12 protein-coding genes are annotated in these 21,408 nt (G+C 71.5%); 6 read left to right on the top strand and 6 right to left on the bottom strand.

Annotation, left to right across the window (positions count from 1 at the left end; translation table 11 throughout):
- Positions 1–62 precede the first annotated feature (62 nt).
- Positions 63–902, top strand: coding sequence for an alpha/beta hydrolase (locus tag ABZ459_RS04590; protein ID WP_357965769.1), 840 nt, complete (start codon positions 63–65; stop codon positions 900–902).
- Between the two features lie 54 nt (positions 903–956).
- Here ABZ459_RS04590 and ABZ459_RS04585 read toward each other — a convergent pair whose 3' ends face one another.
- Positions 957–2,054: a methyltransferase domain-containing protein gene (locus tag ABZ459_RS04585; RefSeq protein WP_357965766.1), complete on the bottom strand. Its 1,098-nt coding sequence runs from the start codon at positions 2,052–2,054 to the stop codon at positions 957–959.
- 229 nt (positions 2,055–2,283) lie between these two features.
- Between ABZ459_RS04585 and ABZ459_RS04580 the strand changes: the two genes are divergently transcribed.
- Complete coding sequence (locus ABZ459_RS04580) at positions 2,284–3,525, top strand: cytochrome P450 (RefSeq protein ID WP_357965763.1); 1,242 nt, start codon at positions 2,284–2,286, stop codon at positions 3,523–3,525.
- 24 nt (positions 3,526–3,549) lie between these two features.
- On the opposite strand, the gene ABZ459_RS04575 is transcribed toward ABZ459_RS04580, so the two are convergent.
- Positions 3,550–5,205: a hypothetical protein gene (locus ABZ459_RS04575; RefSeq protein WP_357965760.1), complete on the bottom strand. Its 1,656-nt coding sequence runs from the start codon at positions 5,203–5,205 to the stop codon at positions 3,550–3,552.
- Between the two features lie 504 nt (positions 5,206–5,709).
- On the opposite strand from ABZ459_RS04575, the gene leuS reads away from it, so the two are divergent.
- Positions 5,710–8,190: a leucine--tRNA ligase gene (gene leuS / locus ABZ459_RS04570; RefSeq protein WP_357965758.1), complete on the top strand. Its 2,481-nt coding sequence runs from the start codon at positions 5,710–5,712 to the stop codon at positions 8,188–8,190.
- A gap of 4 nt (positions 8,191–8,194) precedes the next feature.
- Here leuS and ABZ459_RS04565 read toward each other — a convergent pair whose 3' ends face one another.
- Together ABZ459_RS04565 and ABZ459_RS04560 are read right to left on the bottom strand one after the other, a co-directional pair.
- Positions 8,195–9,163, bottom strand: a complete 969-nt coding sequence (locus tag ABZ459_RS04565) for a TIGR03557 family F420-dependent LLM class oxidoreductase (RefSeq protein ID WP_357965755.1) — start codon at positions 9,161–9,163, stop codon at positions 8,195–8,197.
- Between the two features lie 49 nt (positions 9,164–9,212).
- A complete protein-coding gene (locus ABZ459_RS04560) occupies positions 9,213–9,635 on the bottom strand; it encodes a hypothetical protein (protein ID WP_357965752.1) in 423 nt (140 codons plus the stop codon).
- A gap of 155 nt (positions 9,636–9,790) precedes the next feature.
- Here ABZ459_RS04560 and ABZ459_RS04555 point away from each other — a divergent pair, with 155 nt between their 5' ends.
- On the top strand, positions 9,791–12,937 hold the full coding sequence (locus ABZ459_RS04555) for a PDZ domain-containing protein (protein ID WP_357965750.1): 3,147 nt from the start codon (positions 9,791–9,793) through the stop codon (positions 12,935–12,937).
- Between the two features lie 74 nt (positions 12,938–13,011).
- On the opposite strand, the gene ABZ459_RS04550 is transcribed toward ABZ459_RS04555, so the two are convergent.
- Together ABZ459_RS04550 and lexA are read right to left on the bottom strand one after the other, a co-directional pair.
- Positions 13,012–14,130, bottom strand: a complete 1,119-nt coding sequence (locus tag ABZ459_RS04550; protein ID WP_357965876.1) for an aminotransferase class I/II-fold pyridoxal phosphate-dependent enzyme — start codon at positions 14,128–14,130, stop codon at positions 13,012–13,014.
- 393 nt (positions 14,131–14,523) lie between these two features.
- Positions 14,524–15,231 carry a transcriptional repressor LexA gene (gene lexA / locus ABZ459_RS04545; RefSeq protein WP_352325993.1) on the bottom strand — a complete coding sequence of 236 codons (708 nt, stop codon included), beginning with the start codon at positions 15,229–15,231 and terminating at the stop codon, positions 14,524–14,526.
- A gap of 2,893 nt (positions 15,232–18,124) precedes the next feature.
- On the opposite strand from lexA, the gene nrdR reads away from it, so the two are divergent.
- Both nrdR and ABZ459_RS04535 read left to right on the top strand, forming a co-directional pair.
- Positions 18,125–18,580, top strand: a complete 456-nt coding sequence (nrdR, locus tag ABZ459_RS04540; RefSeq protein ID WP_103955744.1) for a transcriptional regulator NrdR — start codon at positions 18,125–18,127, stop codon at positions 18,578–18,580.
- Positions 18,577–21,396, top strand: a complete 2,820-nt coding sequence (locus tag ABZ459_RS04535; RefSeq protein ID WP_357965747.1) for a vitamin B12-dependent ribonucleotide reductase — start codon at positions 18,577–18,579, stop codon at positions 21,394–21,396. The genes nrdR and ABZ459_RS04535 overlap by 4 nt, the downstream gene beginning before the upstream one ends.
- Positions 21,397–21,408 lie beyond the last annotated feature (12 nt).

Here is a 21,408-nt window from a genome sequence, read left to right as displayed (position 1 = left end):
CGATGAGAGGCCCCTTGTGCAGTGGTACTCCTGGAAGGAGCCGAATGCTAGGTTTCGCAGTCATGGAGATCAGAACGATCCATGCCAACGGTGTGGAGTTCGCGTATCTGACCGTGGGGGAGGGGCCGCTGGCGTTGTGCCTGCACGGGTTCCCCGACACCGCGCACACCTGGCGGCACCTGATGCCCGAGCTGGCCCGACGTGGCTACCGCGCGGTCGCGCCGTTCAGCCGCGGCTACGCGCCCACCGAGATCCCGGCCGACGGCGCGTACGAGGAGGCGGCCCTGGTCGCCGACGTGCGTGCGCTGCACGAGGAACTCGGCGGCGACGAGAACGCGGTGATCGTCGGGCACGACTGGGGGGCCTTCCCCGCCTACGCCCTGGCCGGGCGGTTCCGCCGGGCCGTCGCGCTCGCGGTGCCGCCGCCGGGCGCGCAGCTCCCGGGGTTGCTGGCGTACGAGCAGCTCAAGAGGTCGTTCTACATCTTCCTGTTCCAGACCGTGCTGGCCGAGCCGGCCGCCGCCGACCCGGCCTTCCTCGACCGGCTGTGGCGGGACTGGTCGCCCGGCCACGATCCGGCCGAGGACCTGGCGTTCGTCCGGCGCAGCCTGGGCGAGCCCGCCAACATGGCGGCGGCCATCGGCTACTACCGCGCCGCGCTCGGCACCACGCCCCCCTCGGGCCGCTACCCGGACGTCGATCCCGCCACCGCGGGCCCGGTCCTGTACCTGCACGGCGAGCGGGACGGCTGCATGGGGGCGGAGATGGCCAAGGACGCGGCCGGCAGCCTGCCGCCGGGGTCGCGCGCCGAGCTGGTGGCGGACGCGGGCCACTTCCTGCACCTGGAACGGCCCGCGGAGGTCAACCGCCTCATCCTCGACTGGCTCGGCCCCGCCTCCTGACCGCGGCGATCACCGGGTGGGGACCGGCTCGGCCCTTCTTTCTGCCCGCCGCGATCACCGGGTGGCGCCTCGACCGGCTCGGCCCCGCCTGCTGAGTACGGCGATCACCGGGTGGCGCCCTGACAGGCTCACCCGGACCGCCTGCTCGACCGCGAACCCGGCCGGCGCGCCACCCGGTGTCCCGCCGGCGCCGGGATCGTCGTGGAGCAGCGCCACGGCCAGGCCGCCGGGTTCCAGCACCCGCCGCACCTCCCGCCACAACGCTTCCAGACCGGGCCCGAGCAGGCCGCGCGGCGGCACCTGGCGTCCCCAGGGCGGGTTCACCAGCACCCGCCGCACGCTTCCGTCCGCCACGGGAAGCCGTCCGGCGTCGGCGAGCCCCCAGCGGAACGGGTCCGGATCGTCCGGGGGCAGGGCGGCCCGCGCGTTCGCGGCGGCCGCGGCGACGGCGGCCGGGTCGCGGTCGAACCCGGCGAACCTGGCGAGCCCGGCGCGCGGCGCGAGCGCGTGCGCCTCGATGAGCGTGGTGCCCGCCCCGCAGCAGGGATCGAGCACGACGCCCCGGAAGCCCTCCGCGCCCAGCCCGGCGAGCTGGGCCATCGCGGCGGCCAGCGGCGGGTGCAGCGTGCCCGGGATCGAGGCCGTCTTGTACGGCCTGCGGTGCAGCGGCCGGTCACCGGCCCGCCGGGCGATGACCGCCTGGTCGCCCTCGATCGTCACCCGCCACGCCGTCGCCCCCGCGGGTGGCCGGCCGCCGTCCCGCCGGGAGTGGTAGCGCAGCCGCCACGACCGGGCCAGCTCGGTTCCGACGGCGTCCTCGATCTCGTGCCTGGTGTAGTTGCGGCGTCCCACGAACGAGGCCGAGACCTCGACGTCGGGGCCGCCGGGCGCGCCGAGGTCGATCCCGCGGGCCGCCCGTGCCAGCCGGGCGAGCGCGGAGCGGCCGTGGCCGACCCCGTCCACCACGGCCGCGGCCAGCAGTACGTCGTCCGCGGTGCGCAATCCCAGGAGCCCGGCGCCGGGCCGGACCTCGAACCACACCTCCCGATGGCGGACGCCGACGACGGCCCCGAGACGGGCACGCCTGATCTCCGCCGCGACCAAGGGTTCGGTGCCACGCACCGCCCTGGCCACCGCCAAGGTGAGCAACAACTGTTCTTCTCCCACGTAGCGACCCGGGACGGCGGCAGGCCGCCCCGCATCACCGGCGGTGGGTCAGCCCACGGCCCGCCGGCGGATCGCTAGCCGAGGAGGAAGAAGAACGTCATGCGCGGCACCCTACAAAAGCCCCGTCCCCGCGAGCCACCGGTTTTTCCGGCAGCCACGTACGGTGTACGTCGAACCCATTGACGTAAGTGGTCGCTTTCCGAATGATGGCCCTATGACCGTCCTGGACTTCGACCTTTCGGACCGGAACTTCTGGGCCAGACCCATGAGCGAGCGCGAGGCGGCGTTCGACCGGTTGCGCGCCCGCGAGACGCCGGCCTTCTTCGAGGAGATGGAGATGGCCGTCGCGCCCAAGGGGCCCGGCTACTACGCGCTGGCCAGGCACGCCGACATCCTGGAGGCGAGCCGCAACCCCGAGGTCTTCTGCTCCGGCGACGGCGGCGCGACGAACATCCCCGACATGCCCGCCGAGTTCACCGAGTACTTCGGCTCCATGATCAACATGGACGACCCCCGGCACGCGCGGCTGCGCAGGATCGTCTCCCGCGCGTTCACCCCCAAGATGATCAAACAGTTCGAGTCGGACGTCGACGCCGCCGCCGTGCGCATCGTCGACGACCTGGTGGCCGCCGGCCCCGGCGGCGACTTCGTCACCGACGTGGCCGCCCGCCTTCCGCTGAAGATCATCTGCGACATGATGGGCATCCCCGAGCGCGACTACCGGTTCGTCTTCGACCGCTCGAACATCATCCTCGGCGGCTTCGACCCCGAGTACACCGGCGGCGACCTCGACCAGCTCGCCACCCGCCTGCTCACCGCCGGCATGGAGCTGCAGCAGCTCGTCCAGGACCTCGCCGCCCACCGCACCGCCAACCCCACCAACGACCTGACGTCCTCGCTGGTCAACGCCAACATCGACGGCGAGCGGCTGACGATGCAGGAGCTGGGGTCGTTCTTCATCCTGCTGGTGGTCGCGGGCAACGAGACGACCAGGAATGCCATCTCCTACGGCCTGCGCCTGCTCACCAAGAACCCCGACCAGCGCGCCCTGTGGCTGCAGGACGTCGAGGGCCGCGCACCCGGGGCCGTGGAGGAGATCGTCCGGCTGGCCTCGCCGGTGAACTTCATGCGCCGCAAGGTCACCCGCGACCACGAGATGAACGGCCACCTCTACCGCGCCGGCGAGAAGGTGGTGCTGTTCTACTGGGCGGCGAACCGGGACGAGCGGGTGTTCGACGACCCGTACCGCTTCGACATCACCCGCCACCCCAACCCGCACGTCGGTTTCGGCGGGCCGGGGCCGCACTTCTGCCTCGGCGCCCACCTGGCCCGGCGGGAGATCACGGTGATGTTCCGCGAGCTGCTGCGCCGGGTGCCGCAGATCGAGGGCGGCAGGCCCGACCGCCTGCACTCCTCGTTCATCAACGGGATCAAGCACATGGAGTGCACGTTCTGAGCCGGGCGCGGCGGCGCCCGGGGCTCAGGACTGCGCGGTCAGCTTGAGCTGGTTCATCACGGTACGGATGTCCGGAAGCAGCTGCTTGCCCTCGTCCGGGATCGACACGAACACGATGGCGGGCGCGCTGCCGCCGGTGTTGACCGCCATCGTGACGATCGTGGCCTTCTCCGTGCCGGCGGTCATGGCGTACGCGATGAGCCGGCCGGTGGAGGTGCCCACCTTGATCGGCTGCTGCGCGATCTTCCTGACCTTGTTGCCGTCGGGGTAGAAGTCCTTGCGCGCCTGCAGCACCATGCGCCTGATGACCGGCTCCAGGTCGTCCTCCTGGTACAGGGAGGACAGGTTCGCCGGCAGCGGGCCCGACATGACCTGGGCGTACTTGTCGGGCGCGACCTCCGTGTACTGGCGGGTGTCGTAGCCGAACGTGGACTTGACCGTGGCCCGCTGGTCGAGCTGCCAGCTGCCGCCCAGGCGGGGCAGGGAGACGCCGGCCGCCGCGTCCTCGACCCGGCCGGTCACCGGGGACGCCTTGCCCGGGTACTTGGGCAGGGCGGGGATCGTGGTGGAGCGCTTGCCCGTGCCCGACTTCGTCGGGCCCGCCGAGGCCGCGGGGGAGGAGGCGGTCTTGCCCTCCGGGGTGTCCTCGCCGGCCAACGGGCCCGCGAGGAAGGCCCACAGCAGCGCCGCGACCAGGGCGATCACGACCGAGCCGCCGAGCGCGTAGATCCAGATGGGCTTGCCCTGCTCGTCGTCCAGGGAGTCGTGGTCGCCGCCCTGGTACTCGTCGCCGAAGACGTTGTTCCAGAGCTCCTGCTGACGGTCGGGGGGCGGGGTGCGCGAGCCGCTGATCTGGCCGGCCGTCACGAACCGGCGGTCGGGGTCGGAGGGGTCGCGGTTCAGGTTCGAGCCGGGGCGCGGCTGGTCGGGGTGGCCGTCGCCGGGCATGCCCGGTCCGGCCGGGGGCGCGCCGACGTGGGCCGCCGCGAGCGGGCCCGGGGGCATCGAGGGGTCGCCCACCATGGTGTCGGCCTGCCGGCCGCCGTACATGACGGTGTGCTCGTCGGCCGGGACGGCGGACGGCGCGCCGGGCCCGTCGAGCGGCGACGGCGCGGGCTGGACGGGGGCGTCGAGCGGGCCGGGCGCGCGGCCCATCGTGACCGTGCGGTCCAGCGGTTCGGCGGCGGACGCCGACGGGGCGGGGGCGGGGCTGTTGGGCCAGGGCGCCGGCGTGGACAGGTTGGACCACGCGCCGGGGGACGGCGTCGGCGGCTGCGACCAGGCGGGCACCGGGTCCTGCGGCTGGACCGGCTGCTGCTGCTGCTCCGGCCAGGAGACGGGGACCTCCTGGCGGGGGGTCTCGGGCCAGCCCTGCTCCTGCCGGGGCGGGTCGGGCCAGGACGGCCGCGCCGGCTCCGGCCACGACGCGTCGCCGCCCCGCTGCTGCGCGCGGCCGTCTTTGCGTGAAGAGTCGTTGCGCGGGAGATCGTTGCGCGGGAGATCGTTGCGCGGTGAGTCGTTGCGCGGGACGTCGGGCCAGGAGGCGTCGGGGCGCGGCGGCTCGGGCCAGGAGGGCGCCTGCGGGGCCTCGGGCCAGGACGGCTGGGCCGGGGCGGCCTCCGGCCACGACATCGGCACGCCGGAGGACTCCTGCCCGCCGGACGGCCAGGAGGAAGGCACGTCGTTGCGGACCTCCGGCCAGGACGGTGGCAGGTGCGACGCCCCGGAGCTCGCGGAATTCTCCGTTGACATTGCTGCCGGCCCTCCCGAGGTTGTGTCCGGATGTGCCGCTATATCCGGATTTGACGTACCAGGCATGATCTCATGGGATTTTCCAGGAGATACGGCTGGTTTCGCAGCGAAACGAGCGAAGCCGTGCGGATCGGTTGGCGGATCCTGCAGCGGCAGGTCGCCCTCCGGTCGATCTGGCTCAGCTGGGTACACCACGCGACGACAGTATTCTAAAGGGACATATGAGGTCACAACGGATACATCACCATCAGGTCTCGCTGGACCTGAAGGGTCTATTGTGCCTGCGCCGGTCGCCGGAGTATCTGCATTCCGTCGAAGACGTGCGCTAGGCTTGACACATGCGTTCCGCGACCCTGCTTCTTAGCGGGCCGCGACGGCCCTGAGAGGTCTCGCCGTCGCGGCTACCCCTCGTCGTGCACGAGGGGTTTTCTTATGGGTCCGAGTCAAGCCAGAAGGACAGTAGCCGTGAGTGAGTACGACCCGCAGGCGCTGCAGGCCAAGTGGCAGCAGCGATGGGAGGAACAGGAGCCCTACCGGGCGAGCGAGGACGCGGCCGACACCCGGGAGCGGCGCTACATGCTCGACATGTTCCCCTACCCGTCGGGCGACCTCCACATGGGCCACGGCGAGGTGTTCGCCATCGGCGACGTCGTCGCGCGCTACTGGATGCAACAGGGCTACAACGTCCTGCACCCGATCGGCTGGGACTCCTTCGGCCTGCCCGCCGAGAACGCCGCGATCAAGCGCAACGCCCACCCCGCCGAGTGGACCTACGCCAACATCGAGACGCAGGCCAACTCCTTCCGGCGCTACGGCATCTCCTTCGACTGGTCGCGCCGCCTGCACACCAGCGACCCCGAGTACTACCGCTGGAACCAGTGGCTGTTCAACCGCTTCTTCGAGCGCGGCCTGGCCTACCGCAAGGGCGGCCTGGTCAACTGGTGCCCCAACGACCAGACGGTGCTGGCCAACGAGCAGGTCGTCGACGGAAAGTGCGAGCGCTGCGGCGCCGACGTCATCCGCCGCGAGCTGACGCAGTGGTACTTCAAGATCACTGACTACGCCCAGCGCCTGCTGGACGACATGGAGCAGCTCGACGGCTGGCCCGAGCGGCTGCTGACCATGCAGCGCAACTGGATCGGCCGCTCCGAGGGCGCCGACGTGCTGTTCGAGATCGAGGGCCGCGACGAGCCGGTCCACGTCTACACCACGCGCCCCGACACCCTGTACGGCGCCACGTTCTTCGTGGTCGCGGTCGACGCCGCGCTGGCCGACGAGATCGTCACCGACGAGCAGCGCCCGGCCTTCGAGGCCTACCGCGCCGAGGTCGCCAAGCTGAGCGACATCGAGCGCCTGTCCACCGACAAGGAGAAGACCGGCGTCTTCCTGGGCCGCCACGCGGTCAACCCGGTGAGCGGCGAGCGCATCCCGGTCTGGGCCGCCGACTACGTGCTGTCCGACTACGGCCACGGCGCGATCATGGCCGTGCCCGCCCACGACCAGCGCGACCTCGACTTCGCCAGGAAGTTCGAGCTGCCGGTCAAGGTCGTCGTCCACACCGGCCTGGCCGACCCCGGCGAGACCGGCGAGGCCACGCCCGGCGAGGGCACGCTGGTCAACTCCGGCCCCCTCGACGGGCTGGTCAAGGCCGAGGCCATCGCCAAGATCATCGAGATCCTGGAGGCCGAGGGCCGGGGCACCGGCGCGGTCAACTTCCGGCTGCGCGACTGGCTGCTGTCCCGTCAGCGCTTCTGGGGCACGCCGATCCCGATCATCCACTGCGCCGACTGCGGCGAGGTGCCCGTCCCCGACGAGCAGCTGCCCGTCACGCTGCCCGACCTGCGTGGCGAGGCGCTGGCGCCCAAGGGCGTCTCCCCGCTGGCCAGCGCCACCGAGTGGGTCAACGTCGAGTGCCCCAAGTGCGGCGGCCCGGCCAAGCGCGACACCGACACGATGGACACGTTCGTCGACTCGTCCTGGTACTTCCTGCGTTACACCTCGCCCGGCTACACCGACGGGGCGTTCGACCCCGAGCAGGTGCGCAAGTGGGGCCCGATCGACCAGTACGTCGGCGGCATCGAGCACGCCGTGCTCCACCTGCTGTACTCGCGCTTCTTCACCAAGGTCCTGCACGACATGGGCATGGTGAACTTCACCGAGCCGTTCCTGCGCATGCTGAACCAGGGGCAGGTGATCAACGGCGGCAAGGCGATGTCGAAGTCCCTGGGCAACGGCATCGACCTGGGCCAGCAGATCGACGCGTACGGCGTCGACGCCGTACGCCTGACGATGATCTTCGCCGGTCCGCCGGAGGACGACATCGACTGGGCCGACGTCTCCCCGGCCGCCTCGCAGAAGTTCCTGGCCCGCGTGCTGCGCGTGATGTCGGAGCCGACCGCCGAGCCCGGCGTGCCGTTCGAGGGCGGCGACGCCGAGCTGCGCAAGGTCACCCACCGCACGATCGACGAGGTCACCAAGCTGGTCGAGTCGCAGCGCTTCAACGTAGCGGTGGCCCGCATGATGGAGCTGACCTCGGCCGCCCGCAAGGCCATCGACTCCGGTCCCGGCGCGGCCGACCCGGCGGTGCGCGAGGCCGCCGAGTCGCTGGCGGTCATGCTGTCGCTGGTGGCGCCCTACGTCGCCGAGGAGGGCTGGGAGCGCCTGGGCCGCACCGGTCCGGTCGCCTTCGCCGGCTGGCCGGTCGCCGACCCCGCGCTGCTGGTGCAGGAGTCGGTCACGTGCGTGGTGCAGGTGGCGGGCAAGGTGCGCGACCGGCTGGAGGTCGCCCCCGACATCTCCGAGGACGAGCTGCGGGCCCTGGCCCTGGCCTCCGACAAGGTGGCCGCCTACCTCCAGGGCGCGCCGCGCAAGGTGATCGTGCGCGCGCCCAAGCTGGTCAACATCGTCCCGTAGGCGTCTAGAGCCGGCGCAGGGCCGGCAGGAGCTCCTTCTCCGCCCAGTCGAAGAACGGCTCCTGCTGGTCGTGCCCGATCTGCACGAGCGCCACGTGCGTGTACCCGGCGTCGGCGAACTTCTTGACGCCCTGCACGACCGCGTCCACGTCGTCGCCGCAGGGCACGCTCTCGGCGACGTCCTCGGGGCGTACCGAGCCGGCCGCGGCGGCGAAGTTCACCGGGCCGGGCAGCTCGGCCATGACCTTCCAGCCGCCGACGCCCGACCAGCGCCACAGCCGGTGGGCCCGCTCCTTGGCGGCCTCGGGGTCGGTGTCGTAGGCGATGGGAAGCTGGCCGTAGACCGGCCTGCCCTGGCCGCCCGCCGCGTGGAACTGCTGCACCACCTCGGGCATCGGGTCGTTGATGACCAGCACGTCGCCCAGCTCCGCGGCGAGCTCGGCCGACCGGCCGCCGGAGGCGGCGATGCCGATGGGCACCTGCTCCTCCGGCAGGTCGTAGAGCTTGGCGGAGTCGACGTCGAAGAACTCGCCCTGGTAGGTGACGTACTCGCCGCTGAACAGCTCCTTGATGATCTGCACGGCCTCGGCGAACATCCGGTGCCTGGTGTCCACCGGCGGCCAGCCCTCGCCGACGACGTGCTCGTTGAGGTTCTCGCCGGCGCCCAGGCCCAGGGTGAACCTGCCCTCGCTCAGCACCCCCATCGTGGCCGCCTTCTGGGCCACCACGGCCGGGTGGTAACGCATGATGGGGCAGGTCACGTACGTCATGAGCGGCAGGCGCTCGGTGACCTGCGCCGCCGCGCCCAGCACCGACCAGCAGTACGGCGAGTGGCCCATCTCCTCGATCCACGGGAAGTAGTGGTCGGAGATGACCGCGTAGTCGAAGCCGACGCGCTCGGCGGTGGCGGCGTAGTCCACGAGTTCGCGGGCCGGGGTCTGCTCGGACATCAAGGTGTAGCCGATTTGTACCATGTGCTCCGGCTACCCAGGTTTGTCCGGATTAGGGTCGGGCGTCCGGAGATCAATCGTCACCGCGCAGCTCTTCGATCACCAGCCCCAGGCCGATGGCCAGCAGCCAGAGGTCCTTCGACAGGCCGATGCCTTGCTGGGTCGGGCGCAGGCTGCCCTCCTCGCGCATGCCCGGCGTCCTGACGTAGAGCCCGAGCAGCCCCGCCGCGAACGCGGTCAACCCCGCGCCGGCCAGCAGCGACGGCACGAACGGCAGGACGAGCGCGGCCCCGAGGGCGAGCTCGCCCTTCGACAGCAGCCGGGTGAAGGCCACCGGGTCCAGGCCGCGCAGGAACGGGTACGTGCCCGCGGCCATGCCGTGCAGGCCGGCCGCCGTCTGCTCGTCGGCCTTGGTCTTGCCGATGCCGGAGTTGAGGATGATGGCAGCGGCGGCCAGGCGGCCCGGAAGCTGGTGCGGGCGGACGAAACATCTCATGATTCCTCACAGTGTGTGATTTGTGGCGATTGGCTCCTTCCCTGCCGTTCACCGCACATCCGGGGCATCGGACGGTCTTGGCTGTTCGCGGAGGGTGGACCCTGCTGTGAGAGAAAATCTTTAGCTCGTTTGGTGTCTCGCATTAGTGTCTAGCTGTGACATATGGCGCATACCTGAGATATCCACATCTGTCCGGTGACCTGGTCACCTTCGTCGCCGACGACGATGTCTGGCTCGCTCCCGTCGCCGGCGGCCGGGCCTGGCGCTTCACCGCCGACCGCGTGCCGGTCTCCTCCCCGCGGTTCTCGCCCGACGGCTCGCGCATCGCGTGGACGAGCGGCAAGGAGGGCGCTCCCGAGGTGTTCGCGGCCGAGCTCGACGGCGCCGAAGGCACCCGGCTGACGCACTGGGGCAACGCCATGACCGGCGTCCGCGGCTGGACCGCGGACGGAGCCGTGCTCGCGGTCAGCTCCACCGGGGAGGCGTCACGTACCCGGCTGTGGGCGTACGCCGTCCCGCTCGACGGAGGACCGGCCGAGCGGCTGCCGTACGGCTGGGTCGGCGAGGCGGCCGTCAGCGGCGCGAAGGTGGCCACGGTGTCGCCGGTCTGGCGCGAGCCGTCCCAGTGGAAGCGCTACCGGGGCGGCACGGCGGCCAAGATCTGGGTCGACGCCGACGGCGACGGGGAGTTCGCCAGGCTGTTCGCCGACAGCCCCGCCCAGTACTGGGCGGTGAACTGGGTCGGTGACCGGATCGTCTACCTGTCCGACGCGGACGGCGTGGGGAACCTCTACTCGGCCCTTCCCGACGGGTCCGACGTGCGCCGGCACACCAGCCACGACGAGTTCTACGCCCGGCACGCCACCAGCGACGGTCAGCGGGTGATCTACAGCCACGCGGGTGACCTGTGGCTGCTGGAGAGCCTCGACGCCGAGCCGTACAAGCTGGAGGTGAAGCTCGGCGGCCCGCGGCCGGGACGGGCCCGGCGGCCCGCGCCCACGCGCGTCGGCGGCTTCTCCCCGGACACGACCGGACGGGCCAGCGCGGTCGAGATCCGCGGCACCGCGCACTGGGTGACCCACCGCGACGGACCCGCGGGCGCGCTCAGGGTGGAACCCGGCGTGCGGGTCCGCCTGCCGCGCGCCCTCGGCGCCGACGGACGGGCCGTGTGGGTCTCCGACGCCGGCGGCGAGGACGGCCTGGAGATCGGCACCCCCGGTGGCGAGATCAGGAGCCTGGCCGGCGGGCAGCTCGGCAGGGTGCTCGAACTGACCGCCGCGCCCGACGGCAAGCACGCGGCCGTGGCCACGCACGACGGGCGGCTGCTCGTCGTGGACCTGGAGTCGGGCGACCTGCGCGAGCTCGACCGCACCACGCAGGGCGACATCAGCGGGGTCACCTTCTCGCCGGACTCCGGCTGGCTGGCCTGGGTGCACCCCGACCACGAGCCGCTGTCGCAGATCAAGATGGGCCGCGTGGACGGCACGTCCGTGATCGACGTGACGCCGCTGCGCTTCTCCGACTACGACCCGGTGTTCACCAAGGACGGCAAGCACCTGGCCTTCCTGTCGGTGCGCACGTTCGACCCGGTGTACGACGCGCACGTGTTCGACCTGTCGTTCCCGGCGGGCTGCCGGCCGTACATCGTGCCGCTGCAGGCCGCCACGCCGTCGCCGTTCGACCCCTCGTTGCAGGGGCGCGGGTTCAACGGCGAGGACGACAAGCCCGGCAAGGACGACAAGAAGGACGACGCGCCGCCGCGTACCGAGGTGGACCCGGAGGCGCTGGCCTCCCGCGTGGTGCCCGTACCCGTGCCGGCGGGCCGCTACGGCAACCTCAGGACCGCCAAGGACGCGCTGCTCTGGCTCCGCCACCCCCTGGCTGGCCAGCTCGGCGACGGCACCGAGCCGGTGACCGAGATCGTGCTCGAACGTTACGACCTCAAGAAGCGCGCCAAGGCCGAGCTGGGCAAGGAGGTGCGGGCCTTCGAGGTCAGCGGCGACGGCACCAGGCTCGTCACCAACGGCAAGAACGGCCTGCAGACGCGGGCGGCCGGCGAGGGCGACGAGGTCGTCACGATCGACCTCGACCGGATCACCGTCCAGATCGACCCGGTCGCCGAGTGGCGCCAAGGCTACCGCGAGGCCGGACGGCTCATGCGCGACCACTTCTGGCGCGAGGACATGGGCGGCGTCGACTGGCAGGCCACGCTCGACCGGTACGAGCCGCTGGTCGACCGCCTCGGCTGCCACTCCGAGCTGATCGACCTGCTGTGGGAGGTGCAGGGCGAGCTGGGCACCTCGCACGCCTACGCCAGGGGCCACGACGGCGTCACCGATCCGCGCCGCCGCCAGGGCCTGCTCGGCGCCGACCTGGCCAAGGACGAGGACGGGACCTGGCGGGTCGAGCGCATCCTGCCGGGCGAGACCTCCGACCACGCGGCCCGCTCGCCGCTGCTCGCGCCCGGCGTCGCGATCCGTCCCGGCGACGCGATCGTGGCGGTGGGCGGGCGTCCGGTCGATCCGGTACGCGGCCCGCTCGCGCTGCTGTCCGGCACCGCCGACCAGCCCGTGGAGCTGACCGTGCGGCCCGCGGCCGGCGGCTCGCCGCGCCGGGTCGTCGTCACCCCGCTCGCCGACGACAGCCAGCTGCGCTACCACGACTGGGTGGAGAGCCGGCGGGCCTTCGTCCGCGAGTCGTCCGGCGGGCGGCTCGGTTACCTGCACGTCCCGGACATGGTGGCGTCGGGGTGGGCGCAGTTCCACCGCGACCTGCGTACCGAGATGGCCTTCGACGGGCTGGTCGTGGACGTGCGTGAGAACGGCGGCGGGCACCTGTCGGAGCTGGTGCTGGAGAAGCTGTCGCGCAAGGTCACCGGCTGGGCGCGGGCCCGCGGCTACGAGCCGATGCGCTACCCCGAGGACTCGCCCCGCGGGCCCATCGTGGCCGTCGCCGACGAGTTCGCCGGGTCCGACGGAGACATCGTCAGCGCCGGGATCAAGAACCGCGCCCTCGGCCCGCTGGTCGGCACCAGGACCTGGGGCGGCGTCATCGGCATCGACTCGCGCTACTCCCTGGTCGACGGGACCGTGGTGACCCAGCCGCGGTACGCGTTCTGGCTGGAGGGGCCGGGCTGGGGTGTTGAGAACCACGGCGTCGATCCCGACGTCGAGGTCGTGATCACGCCGCAGGACCGGGTGGCGGGCCGCGACCCGCAGCTGGCGAAGGCGGTCGAGCTGGCGCTCGCCGCCTTGGAGGAGCGCCCGGCCGCCACCGCGCCGGACCTGCCGCCGCTGGCCTGACCGTCCTGAGGGGCGGCCCGCCGGGGCCGCCCCTCAGCTCAGCCTGATGAGGATCTCCGAGAGCACCGGTTCTCTCAGCTCAGCCTGGTGAGGATCTCCGAGAGCACCGGTTCGGTCGTCGCGAAGTTCAGCCGTACGTAGTCCGCGCCGCCCGGCCCGAACGACGCGCCGTCGTTGAGCCGCACCCTGGCCTCCCGCTCGATGACCTCGGCCATGCCCGGCCGCCCGGTGTGCAGCCAGGCCAGGTAGGTGGCCTGGGGCAGCCGGTACCCGAACCGGTCCGGCAGCCGTTCGGCGATCAGCCGGCGGTTGCGGTCGAGCAGCGCCCGGGTGCGGTCCAGCCAGGCGTCGCCGTGCCGCCAGGCCGCCACCGTGGCCTCCACCCCGAACACGTGGGTCGACCCGAAGAGGAACGGCGGCTGCGCCGCCAGGGCCGCGCGCACCCCGGCGTGCCCGATGTGGGCGACCGAGCAGCGGATGCCGCCCAGGTTGAACGCCTTCGTCGCCGAGGTGAGGGTGACCGTGCGCTCGGGGAGGATCGTGGCGAAGGGGATGTGCCGGTGGGGCTCGTAGGTGAGGTCGGCGTGGATCTCGTCGGCCAGCACCAGCAGGTCGTGGCGTTCGACGTGCTCGGCCAGCCCTTCCAGCTCGGCGCGGGTGAACACGCGGCCTGTCGGGTTCTGCGGGTTGACCAGCAGGAGCACCCGGCAGCCGGACAGGTCGGGCACCTCGAACCGCCACGCGTCGCCGTCCGGTTCGAGCTGGATGGGGACGAGCGGACGTTCCATCACGCCGAGGGTCGTCAGGAACGGGTGGTAGGCGGGGGTGTGCAGCGCGACGCCGTCCCCGGGCCTGGTCCAGAGGTGCAGCAGCACCTGGAGGGCCTGGTTGATGTCGCTGAACGTGTGGACGTGCGACGGGTCGGCCGGCCAGCCGTGACGGGCTGCCATGCGCTCGGCGAACGCCTCGGCCAGGGGGCCGCCCTGCGGCTTGTCCAGCCAGGTCGGGTAGCCGAGATCGCCGGCGGCGCGGCGGGTCAGGGCCTCGATCACCTCGGGGGCGGTGGACAGGTCCATGTCGGCGATCCAGGCGGGGATGACACCGGGGGCGGTGATTGCCCATTTGAGACCGTCATGCGTCTCTTTGAGGTCCTTCATCTCTTTGGAGGCGGGGGTCTCTTTTGGGGCATTCATGTCGGTCACGGGCACAGTCTAGGAGTTTGCGGTGCGGCGGAGCGGGGGCGTGGGCGTGCTGCCGGCGCCTGCGGATGGCGGGCGCTGTGGAGGCGCCCGTCGTCTTGAGGAGCGGGGCCGGGTCTCGGGGCCGCCGCCCTGGACGATCATCGGCCCGGGCCGCTGGTCCGGGGCCCTGAGGAACGTCCCGGGGGAAAGGCGATCCGATGCCGCCCCCCACGCGAGGCCGGGATGGAAGGGCCTCGACGTTGGAGGGCGGCGTTCGGTGCGTGCGACTTGCGAGGAATCGCCACATGGCGCCAGCGACCGCAGCCCCCGTGCGAGGGAGGCCGGATCGCGAGAAATCGAACGGCGACCGCAGCCTCTCAGGGAGGGCGGCCGGCCGGCGGAGGACTAGAGGCGGCGGAGGACGGCCACCACCTTGCCCAGAACGCTGGCCTCGTCACCGGGGATGGGCTCGTAGTTCGGGTTGTGAGGCACCAGCCACACGTGTCCGTCCTTGCGCTTGAACGTCTTGACCGTGGCCTCGCCCTCGATCATGGCGGCCACGATGTCACCGCTCTCGGCGACCGGCTGCTGACGGACGACCACCCAGTCGCCGTCGGCGATGGCGGCCTCGATCATCGAGTCACCCGCGACCTGGAGCAGGAAGAGCGTGCCCTCGCCGACGAGCTGCTTGGGCAGGGCGAAGACGTCTTCCACGCTCTCCTCGGCCAGGATCGGGCCACCGGCGGCGATGCGGCCCACGAGCGGGACGTAGGCGGCGGTCGGCCGGCTCACCGGAGCCTCGTCGTCGGTGGCGTCGGGGTCGACCCACAGCACGGGCTCGCCGGGCAGGCGCACTTCCAGGGCGCGCGGCCGGTGCGGGTCGCGCCGCAGGTATCCCTTGCGCTGCAGGGCGGTCAACTGGTGCGACACGCTGGACGTGCTCGTCAGCTGCACGGCCTCGCCGATCTCGCGCATCGAGGGCGGGTAGCCGCGCTGCTGCACCGAATCGCGGATCACTTCGAGGATCTTGCGCTGCCTGGGTGTCAGGCCCAGGGAGTCGCGCCGGCGCACCGCGAGGTCTGTGACCCCGTTAGCGTCTTCCCGCTCGCTCATGCTCTTCCTCCTCGCCTGGCGGCGGCCCGCCTCACCGGCGAACCTCCCGGTCCGTGGTCTTGATGTCGCACACAGCGACCGTATCGCTGTTGAAGATCATCTTCAAACAATTGTTCGAGTCTTCCTCGAAATTGTCGCCAGCGTGGTGTACAACATCGTACGGGAGTTCGATCGACACCGTGTTCGATTTGCTGATCTTATTTTGGCCGTTTCCTCGGGCCAGACGGCGGGAGGTCAATCGTGCGAACGACCCCGAACACCAACCCGACCAGCGAAGATGCCAATCGGCTCACCCTCATCGCCGACGCCACCCGGGGCGGGGGCCGACGGGGAGACGGCCCGCGTACAGACTCTGACCGCCATGAAAATCCGGGAAAACGACCGGCTCCCGATTCGAACACTCGGCAGCGCCGCGCCGGCGGCTCCGGGGGAGCCGCCCGCGGCTCGGACCGCCCCCGGCTGTGGCTGGTCCCCTCCCCGCGTTCCGACGCGGATACGGACGCCGACCGGACGCCGCCTCAGGAGAGCGGTGGGCAGCCCCTCGCGGACGACACGCCCACCGCCCGCCGCCGAGCCGAGGTTATGCAAGGCGCGCCCGGCACGGACGTGACCGAACCCCGCGCCCGCCCGCCCGAGCCCGGCACCCGTCACCGACGGCCACCCGAGGCGGGCGGACACCGTCCGGAGGGTGAGGCGGAGGGGCGAGAAAGCCTGGGCGAGGCGGAGCGGCGGGGAAGGCCAGGTCCGGCGGAGTCGCCGGGAAGGCGGGGACGAGGGGGCCGTGCGGCGCGAAAGGCGGGCCGGAACTCGGCGATCCTCCAGGAAGGGCAGCAGGAGCGCCAGGCGGAAGCCCGAGCCGACCGCCCCTGGGAACGGCGGCGTCCAGGGGAGGCCGCGGACCGACCTGACCTTCGCAGGCGGCGCTCGGGTGAGTCCACCGGCCGGCCCGAGGCGCGAAGGCGGCGCTCCGGCGAGTCGACCGAGCAACCCGAAACACAGGGGCGACGCCGGAAGAGGGGCGAGCGGTTGGACGAGCAGGGACTACGCCGGGAGGAGACCGCCCAGCGGTCGAGCAAGCAGGGGCGGCGCTCGGGACGGTTGGTGGAGCGGCTGGGCGAGCCGGGGCTGAGCTCGGGAGAGTCCGTCGAGCGGCCGGTCAGGCAGGGGCGGCGCCCGGGGCGGACGGCGGAGCGGTTCATGGCGCGGGGGCGGCGCTCGGGGGAGGTCGCAGGACGGGAGCGGGGGCAGGTGATGAGCGGGCCGGGGGGCTCGCGGCGTCAGGGGGCGCGGAGGAACGGGGGTTCTGGTGACGGCGAGGCTCGCGGGGGGCGGGAGATGTTGGGACGTGTTGTGGGGGCGGAAAGTGCTCCGGCCGGTGAGGGGGCGGGGCTTGTGCGGAATCGTCGTCCGTTGCGGCGGCGGGGGCGGGGTGCCGGGGTGGTTTCTGGGGGCGGCGCCGGCGTCAAGGCTCCGGCTCCTCCGGTGCGGCTGACCCGGCGAGGGCGGATCGTGCTGGTGGTGGCGATGGTGTTGCTCTCCCTGGGCGGTTTCTGGCTCGGGACGCGGGCGGCCGGCCATGCGGCTGTGGGCGCCGGGGTGCCCGGAGGTTCCAGTGCGGGCTTGGGGGTGCCTGGTCACGTGGCTGTGGGTGCTGAGATGCCTGGCCGGACGTTGCCATGGGCGAAGGCCGGCTGAGGGAACACACTGCGGGGTTCGCGGACGCCGGGCGCAGCGGGTAGAGCCCCCGGCGGACGGCCCCAACGGGCGCCCCGAGGATGGACCCCAGGCTGATGGCCCTCCTCCAAGACGCGGGCACAGCTGGCCTGGCCCAGGGAAGCGAAAAGTGGCAGGTGGCCTGGCCTCAAGGGAACGGGTCCAGAGGAATGGGGCCAGGAGCGGGAAGCGGACCGGGCTCAAGGAGCCGGCGGCCGGGTCAGGTAAAGAGGCAGGACCCTGGATGCGGCGGTCCCGGGCCGGGTTCAAGGAAGCGGGCCCTTGGGGCGGGAACCCGGTCGGGTCCATGGCGGCGGAACTCTCGGGGGCGGGGCCGGGGCGGGTTCAAGGCGGCGGGACCTCTAGGTGCGGCGCATCAGGTCGGGTGCAAGGAGGCGGGCCCCTGGGGTGGGAGCCGGGTTGCGTTCAATGCAGTGGGATTCCTGGGGCGGGTGCAAGAGGCGGTCCGCTGGGGGTGGCGGAGAAGGGGTGGGTGCAAGGAAGTAGAGCCCGTGGGGGCTCGGGAGTGGGGTCAGGGAAGTGGCCCCGTGGAGGCGGGCCCCTTGGATGCGGCACAGCCTCACGGGGGCTCTAGGGGCGGGGGCGGCGGAGGAAGGGGCCCGTCCAGTACCCCCCAACGGGTTGGGCTCAGGAAAGCGGGACCCTCCGGGAAGGGGGCGGGGCTTCGGGGGTGGGACTCCGAACGGAGTGGGGCCGGGAGCCGGACGGGTCAGCGGAAGGGGGGGAGGCCCAAGCGAATGTTGGGGGTGGGGGTTCCGGTGCGATTTGTGGGGGTAGTGGAGGGGGCTTCGGGGGTGGTGGGAGGTGGGGGGAGGCTGTGGGCTCCGGTACCTTTGTGGGGCCTGTTTGGGCTGGTCGCCGTCGGGTGACATGGGGCCGGCCCGGTGAGGCGTGCGGGGCGCCGACCGGGGCGACACGCCCGAGGCTCTTGTGACTGAGGGGCTGATCAGCGACTTCAGCTCCACGGTGTTGCTCAACTTGCGTTCATGGTCGCGCGCTTCTACGGTTGGACCACAACATCTAGTAGTTACACCGATGTCGGTTCACCACACCTTGTGTTTCCGTGACCGCACCATGGCGAGCCGTGGGGCGTGCGCGAGCGTACCGCGGCGAGGGTTTTACGCGTGTGGTGGGCCGGGCGGGTCGAGGAGGCGAAGCCGTGCACTGTCCGTTCTGTCGCCACCCTGACACCAGGGTCATCGACAGCCGGTCCACGGACGACGGCGCGGCCATCAGGCGCCGCCGCACCTGTCCAGAGTGCGGGCGCAGGTTCACCACGCAGGAGACCGTCCTGCTGATGGTGAGCAAGCGTAGCGGGGTGACGGAGCCGTTCTCGCGGGACAAGGTCGTCGCGGGCGTGCGGCGGGCCTGTCAGGGCAGGCCGGTCAGTGAGGACTCGCTGGCGCAGCTCGGGCAGCGGGTAGAGGAGGCCATCCGGGCCAAGGGCGCGGCCGAGCTGCCGTCGAACGAGGTGGGCCTGGCGATCCTCGGCCCGCTCCGGGAGCTGGACGAGGTGGCCTACCTGCGATTCGCATCGGTTTATCGCGGTTTCGAGAGCCTGGCGGACTTCGAGGCCGAGATCTCACAGTTGAAGGCGGAGAAGGGGGAGTCATGACGGACACGGCCAGCGGTTCAGTGGCGCGCGGGGGTAAGCGGCCGCGTAAGGGGCTGAGGATGAAGCGGATCTTCACGAAGCCCGGCGTGCACCCGTATGACGAGGTCCAGTGGGAGCGCCGTGACGTCGTGATGACGAACTGGCGCGACGGCTCGATCAACTTCGAGCAGCGGGGTGTCGAGTTCCCCGAGTTCTGGTCGGTGAACGCGGCCAACATCGTGACGACCAAGTACTTCCGCGGCGCCGTGGGCACGCCGCAGCGCGAGTGGAGCCTGAAGCAGCTCGTCGACCGGGTGGTCGGCGTCTACACCCGGACGGGCGTCGAGCACGGCTACTTCGCCAGCGACGAGGACGCCGAGATCTTCGACCACGAGCTCAAGCACGCGCTGGTCCACCAGGTCTTCGCGTTCAACTCGCCGGTCTGGTTCAACGTGGGCACCGCGTCGCCGCAGCAGGTCAGCGCGTGTTTCATCCTCTCCGTGGACGACCAGATGGAGTCGATCCTGGAGTGGTACAAGGAAGAGGGCGTGATCTTCAAGGGCGGTTCGGGGTCGGGCGTCAACCTGTCCCGCATCCGTTCGTCCAAGGAACTGCTCTCCAGCGGCGGCACGGCCAGCGGGCCGGTCAGCTTCATGCGCGGCGCGGACGCCTCCGCGGGCACGATCAAGTCGGGCGGCGCGACGCGCCGGGCGGCCAAGATGGTCGTGCTCGACGTCGACCACCCCGACATCGAGGAGTTCATCGAGACCAAGGCGCGCGAGGAGGACAAGGTCCGCGCCCTGCGTGACGCCGGTTTCGACATGGACCTGGGCGGCAAGGACATCGTGTCCGTCCAGTACCAGAACGCCAACAACTCGGTGCGCGTCTCCGACGAGTTCATGCGCGCCGTGGAGAAGGGCGACGAGTTCGGCCTGCGGGCCCGCCTGACCGGCGAGGTCATCGAGAAGGTCGACGCCAAGGACCTGTTCCGCAAGATGGCCAAGGCCGCCTGGGAGTGCGCCGACCCGGGCGTGCAGTACGACGACACGATCAACGACTGGCACACCACGCCGGAGACCGGCCGGATCACCGCCAGCAACCCGTGCTCCGAGTACGTGCACCTGGACAACTCCTCGTGCAACCTGGCCAGCATCAACCTGCTGAAGTTCCTGAAGGACGACAACACCTTCAACGTCGCCGACTTCGTCAAGCTGACCGAGCTGATCATCACCGCGATGGACATCTCGATCACCTTCGCCGACTTCCCGACCGAGCGCATCGGCGAGACCACGCGGGCCTACCGCCAGCTCGGCATCGGCTACGCCAACCTGGGCGCGCTGCTCATGGCCACGGGCCACGCCTACGACTCCGACGGCGGCCGCGCGGTGGCCGGGGCGATCACGTCGCTGATGACCGGTGTGTCCTACCGGCGCAGCGCCGAGCTGGCCGGGGTGGTCGGGGCGTACGACGGTTACGCCCGCAACGCCGAGCCGCACAAGCGGGTCATGCGCAAGCACGCCGCGGCCAACGACAACCTGCGCACGGTCGGCACCATGGACGCGAAGATCCACGCCGAGGCGTCGCGCCAGTGGTCGGAGTGCCTGAAGGTCGGCGAGAAGAACGGCTACCGCAACGCCCAGGCCAGCCTGCTCGCCCCCACCGGCACCATCGGCCTGATGATGGACTGCGACACCACCGGCATCGAGCCGGACCTCGCGCTGGTCAAGTTCAAGAAGCTGGTCGGCGGCGGCTCGATGCAGATCGTCAACCAGACGATCCCGCGGGCGCTCAAGCAGCTCGGCTACCAGCAGGAGCAGATCGAGGCCATCGTCGAGTACATCGGCGAGCACAGCCACGTCGTCGACGCCCCCGGCCTGCGCAAGGAGCACTACGAGGTGTTCGACTGCGCGATGGGCGAGCGGGCCATCGCGCCGATGGGCCACGTGCGGATGATGGCGGCGACCCAGCCGTTCCTGTCCGGCGCGATCTCCAAGACGGTCAACCTGCCGGAGTCGGCCACGATCGACGACATCGAGCAGGTCTACCTGGAGGGCTGGAAGCTCGGCCTGAAGGCGCTGGCCGTCTACCGCGACAACTGCAAGGTCGGCCAGCCGCTGTCGGCCGGCACCGGCGCCAAGAAGGACGAGCCGAAGGCCGTCGAGGCCGAGCCCGAGGTCAAGGTCATCGAGGTCAACCGGCCGACCCGGCGGCGCATGCCCAACCAGCGTCCCAGCATGACCACCCGCTTCACCGTGGGCGGCGCCAAGGGCTACATGACCGCTTCGTCCTACCCGGACGACGGGCTCGGCGAGGTCTTCCTCAAGATGTCCAAGCAGGGCTCGACGCTGGCGGGCGTCATGGACGCCTTCTCGGTGGCGATCTCCATCGGCCTCCAGTACGGGGTGCCGCTGGAGACGTACATGAGCAAGTTCGTGAACATGCGGTTCGAGCCGGCGGGCATGACGGACGACCCGGACATCCGGATGGCCACGTCGGTGATGGACTACATCTTCCGCCGCCTGGCCCTCGACCACCTGCCCTACGACGAGCGGGCGGCGCTCGGCATCTTCTCGGCGGCCGAGCGCGCCGCGCAGCAGCGCGGCGAGGACCCGGCGGCGCTGCAGGAGGCGGTCGACCGGGAGGCGCTGGCCCAGTCGGCGCCCATCGAGAAGCCCAAGGACGAGCCGAAGGACGAGCCGGTCCGGGAGCTGACGCTGGAGAGCCACCAGCGGTTCACCGCCGACGCGCCGCTCTGCATGACCTGCGGCACCAAGATGCGGCCGGCCGGAAGCTGCTACGTGTGCGAGGGCTGCGGCTCGACCAGCGGCTGCAGCTGATCCACGCTGAAC

It is taken from the genome of Nonomuraea sp. NPDC005692 (assembly GCF_040631115.1).
Lineage (GTDB): Bacteria > Actinomycetota > Actinomycetes > Streptosporangiales > Streptosporangiaceae > Nonomuraea.
This window is presented reverse-complemented; position numbering and strand designations above follow the sequence as displayed.

Coding starts and splice junctions, on each gene's coding strand:
- ABZ459_RS04590 (WP_357965769.1), top strand. CDS start 63: ATGGAGATCAGAACGATCCATGCCAACGGTGTGGAGTTCGCGTATCTG.
- ABZ459_RS04580 (WP_357965763.1), top strand. CDS start 2,284: ATGACCGTCCTGGACTTCGACCTTTCGGACCGGAACTTCTGGGCCAGA.
- leuS (WP_357965758.1), top strand. CDS start 5,710: ATGGGTCCGAGTCAAGCCAGAAGGACAGTAGCCGTGAGTGAGTACGAC.
- ABZ459_RS04565 (WP_357965755.1), bottom strand. CDS start 9,163: ATGGTACAAATCGGCTACACCTTGATGTCCGAGCAGACCCCGGCCCGC.
- ABZ459_RS04560 (WP_357965752.1), bottom strand. CDS start 9,635: ATGAGATGTTTCGTCCGCCCGCACCAGCTTCCGGGCCGCCTGGCCGCC.
- ABZ459_RS04550 (WP_357965876.1), bottom strand. CDS start 14,130: ATGAATGCCCCAAAAGAGACCCCCGCCTCCAAAGAGATGAAGGACCTC.
- lexA (WP_352325993.1), bottom strand. CDS start 15,231: ATGAGCGAGCGGGAAGACGCTAACGGGGTCACAGACCTCGCGGTGCGC.
- ABZ459_RS04535 (WP_357965747.1), top strand. CDS start 18,577: ATGACGGACACGGCCAGCGGTTCAGTGGCGCGCGGGGGTAAGCGGCCG.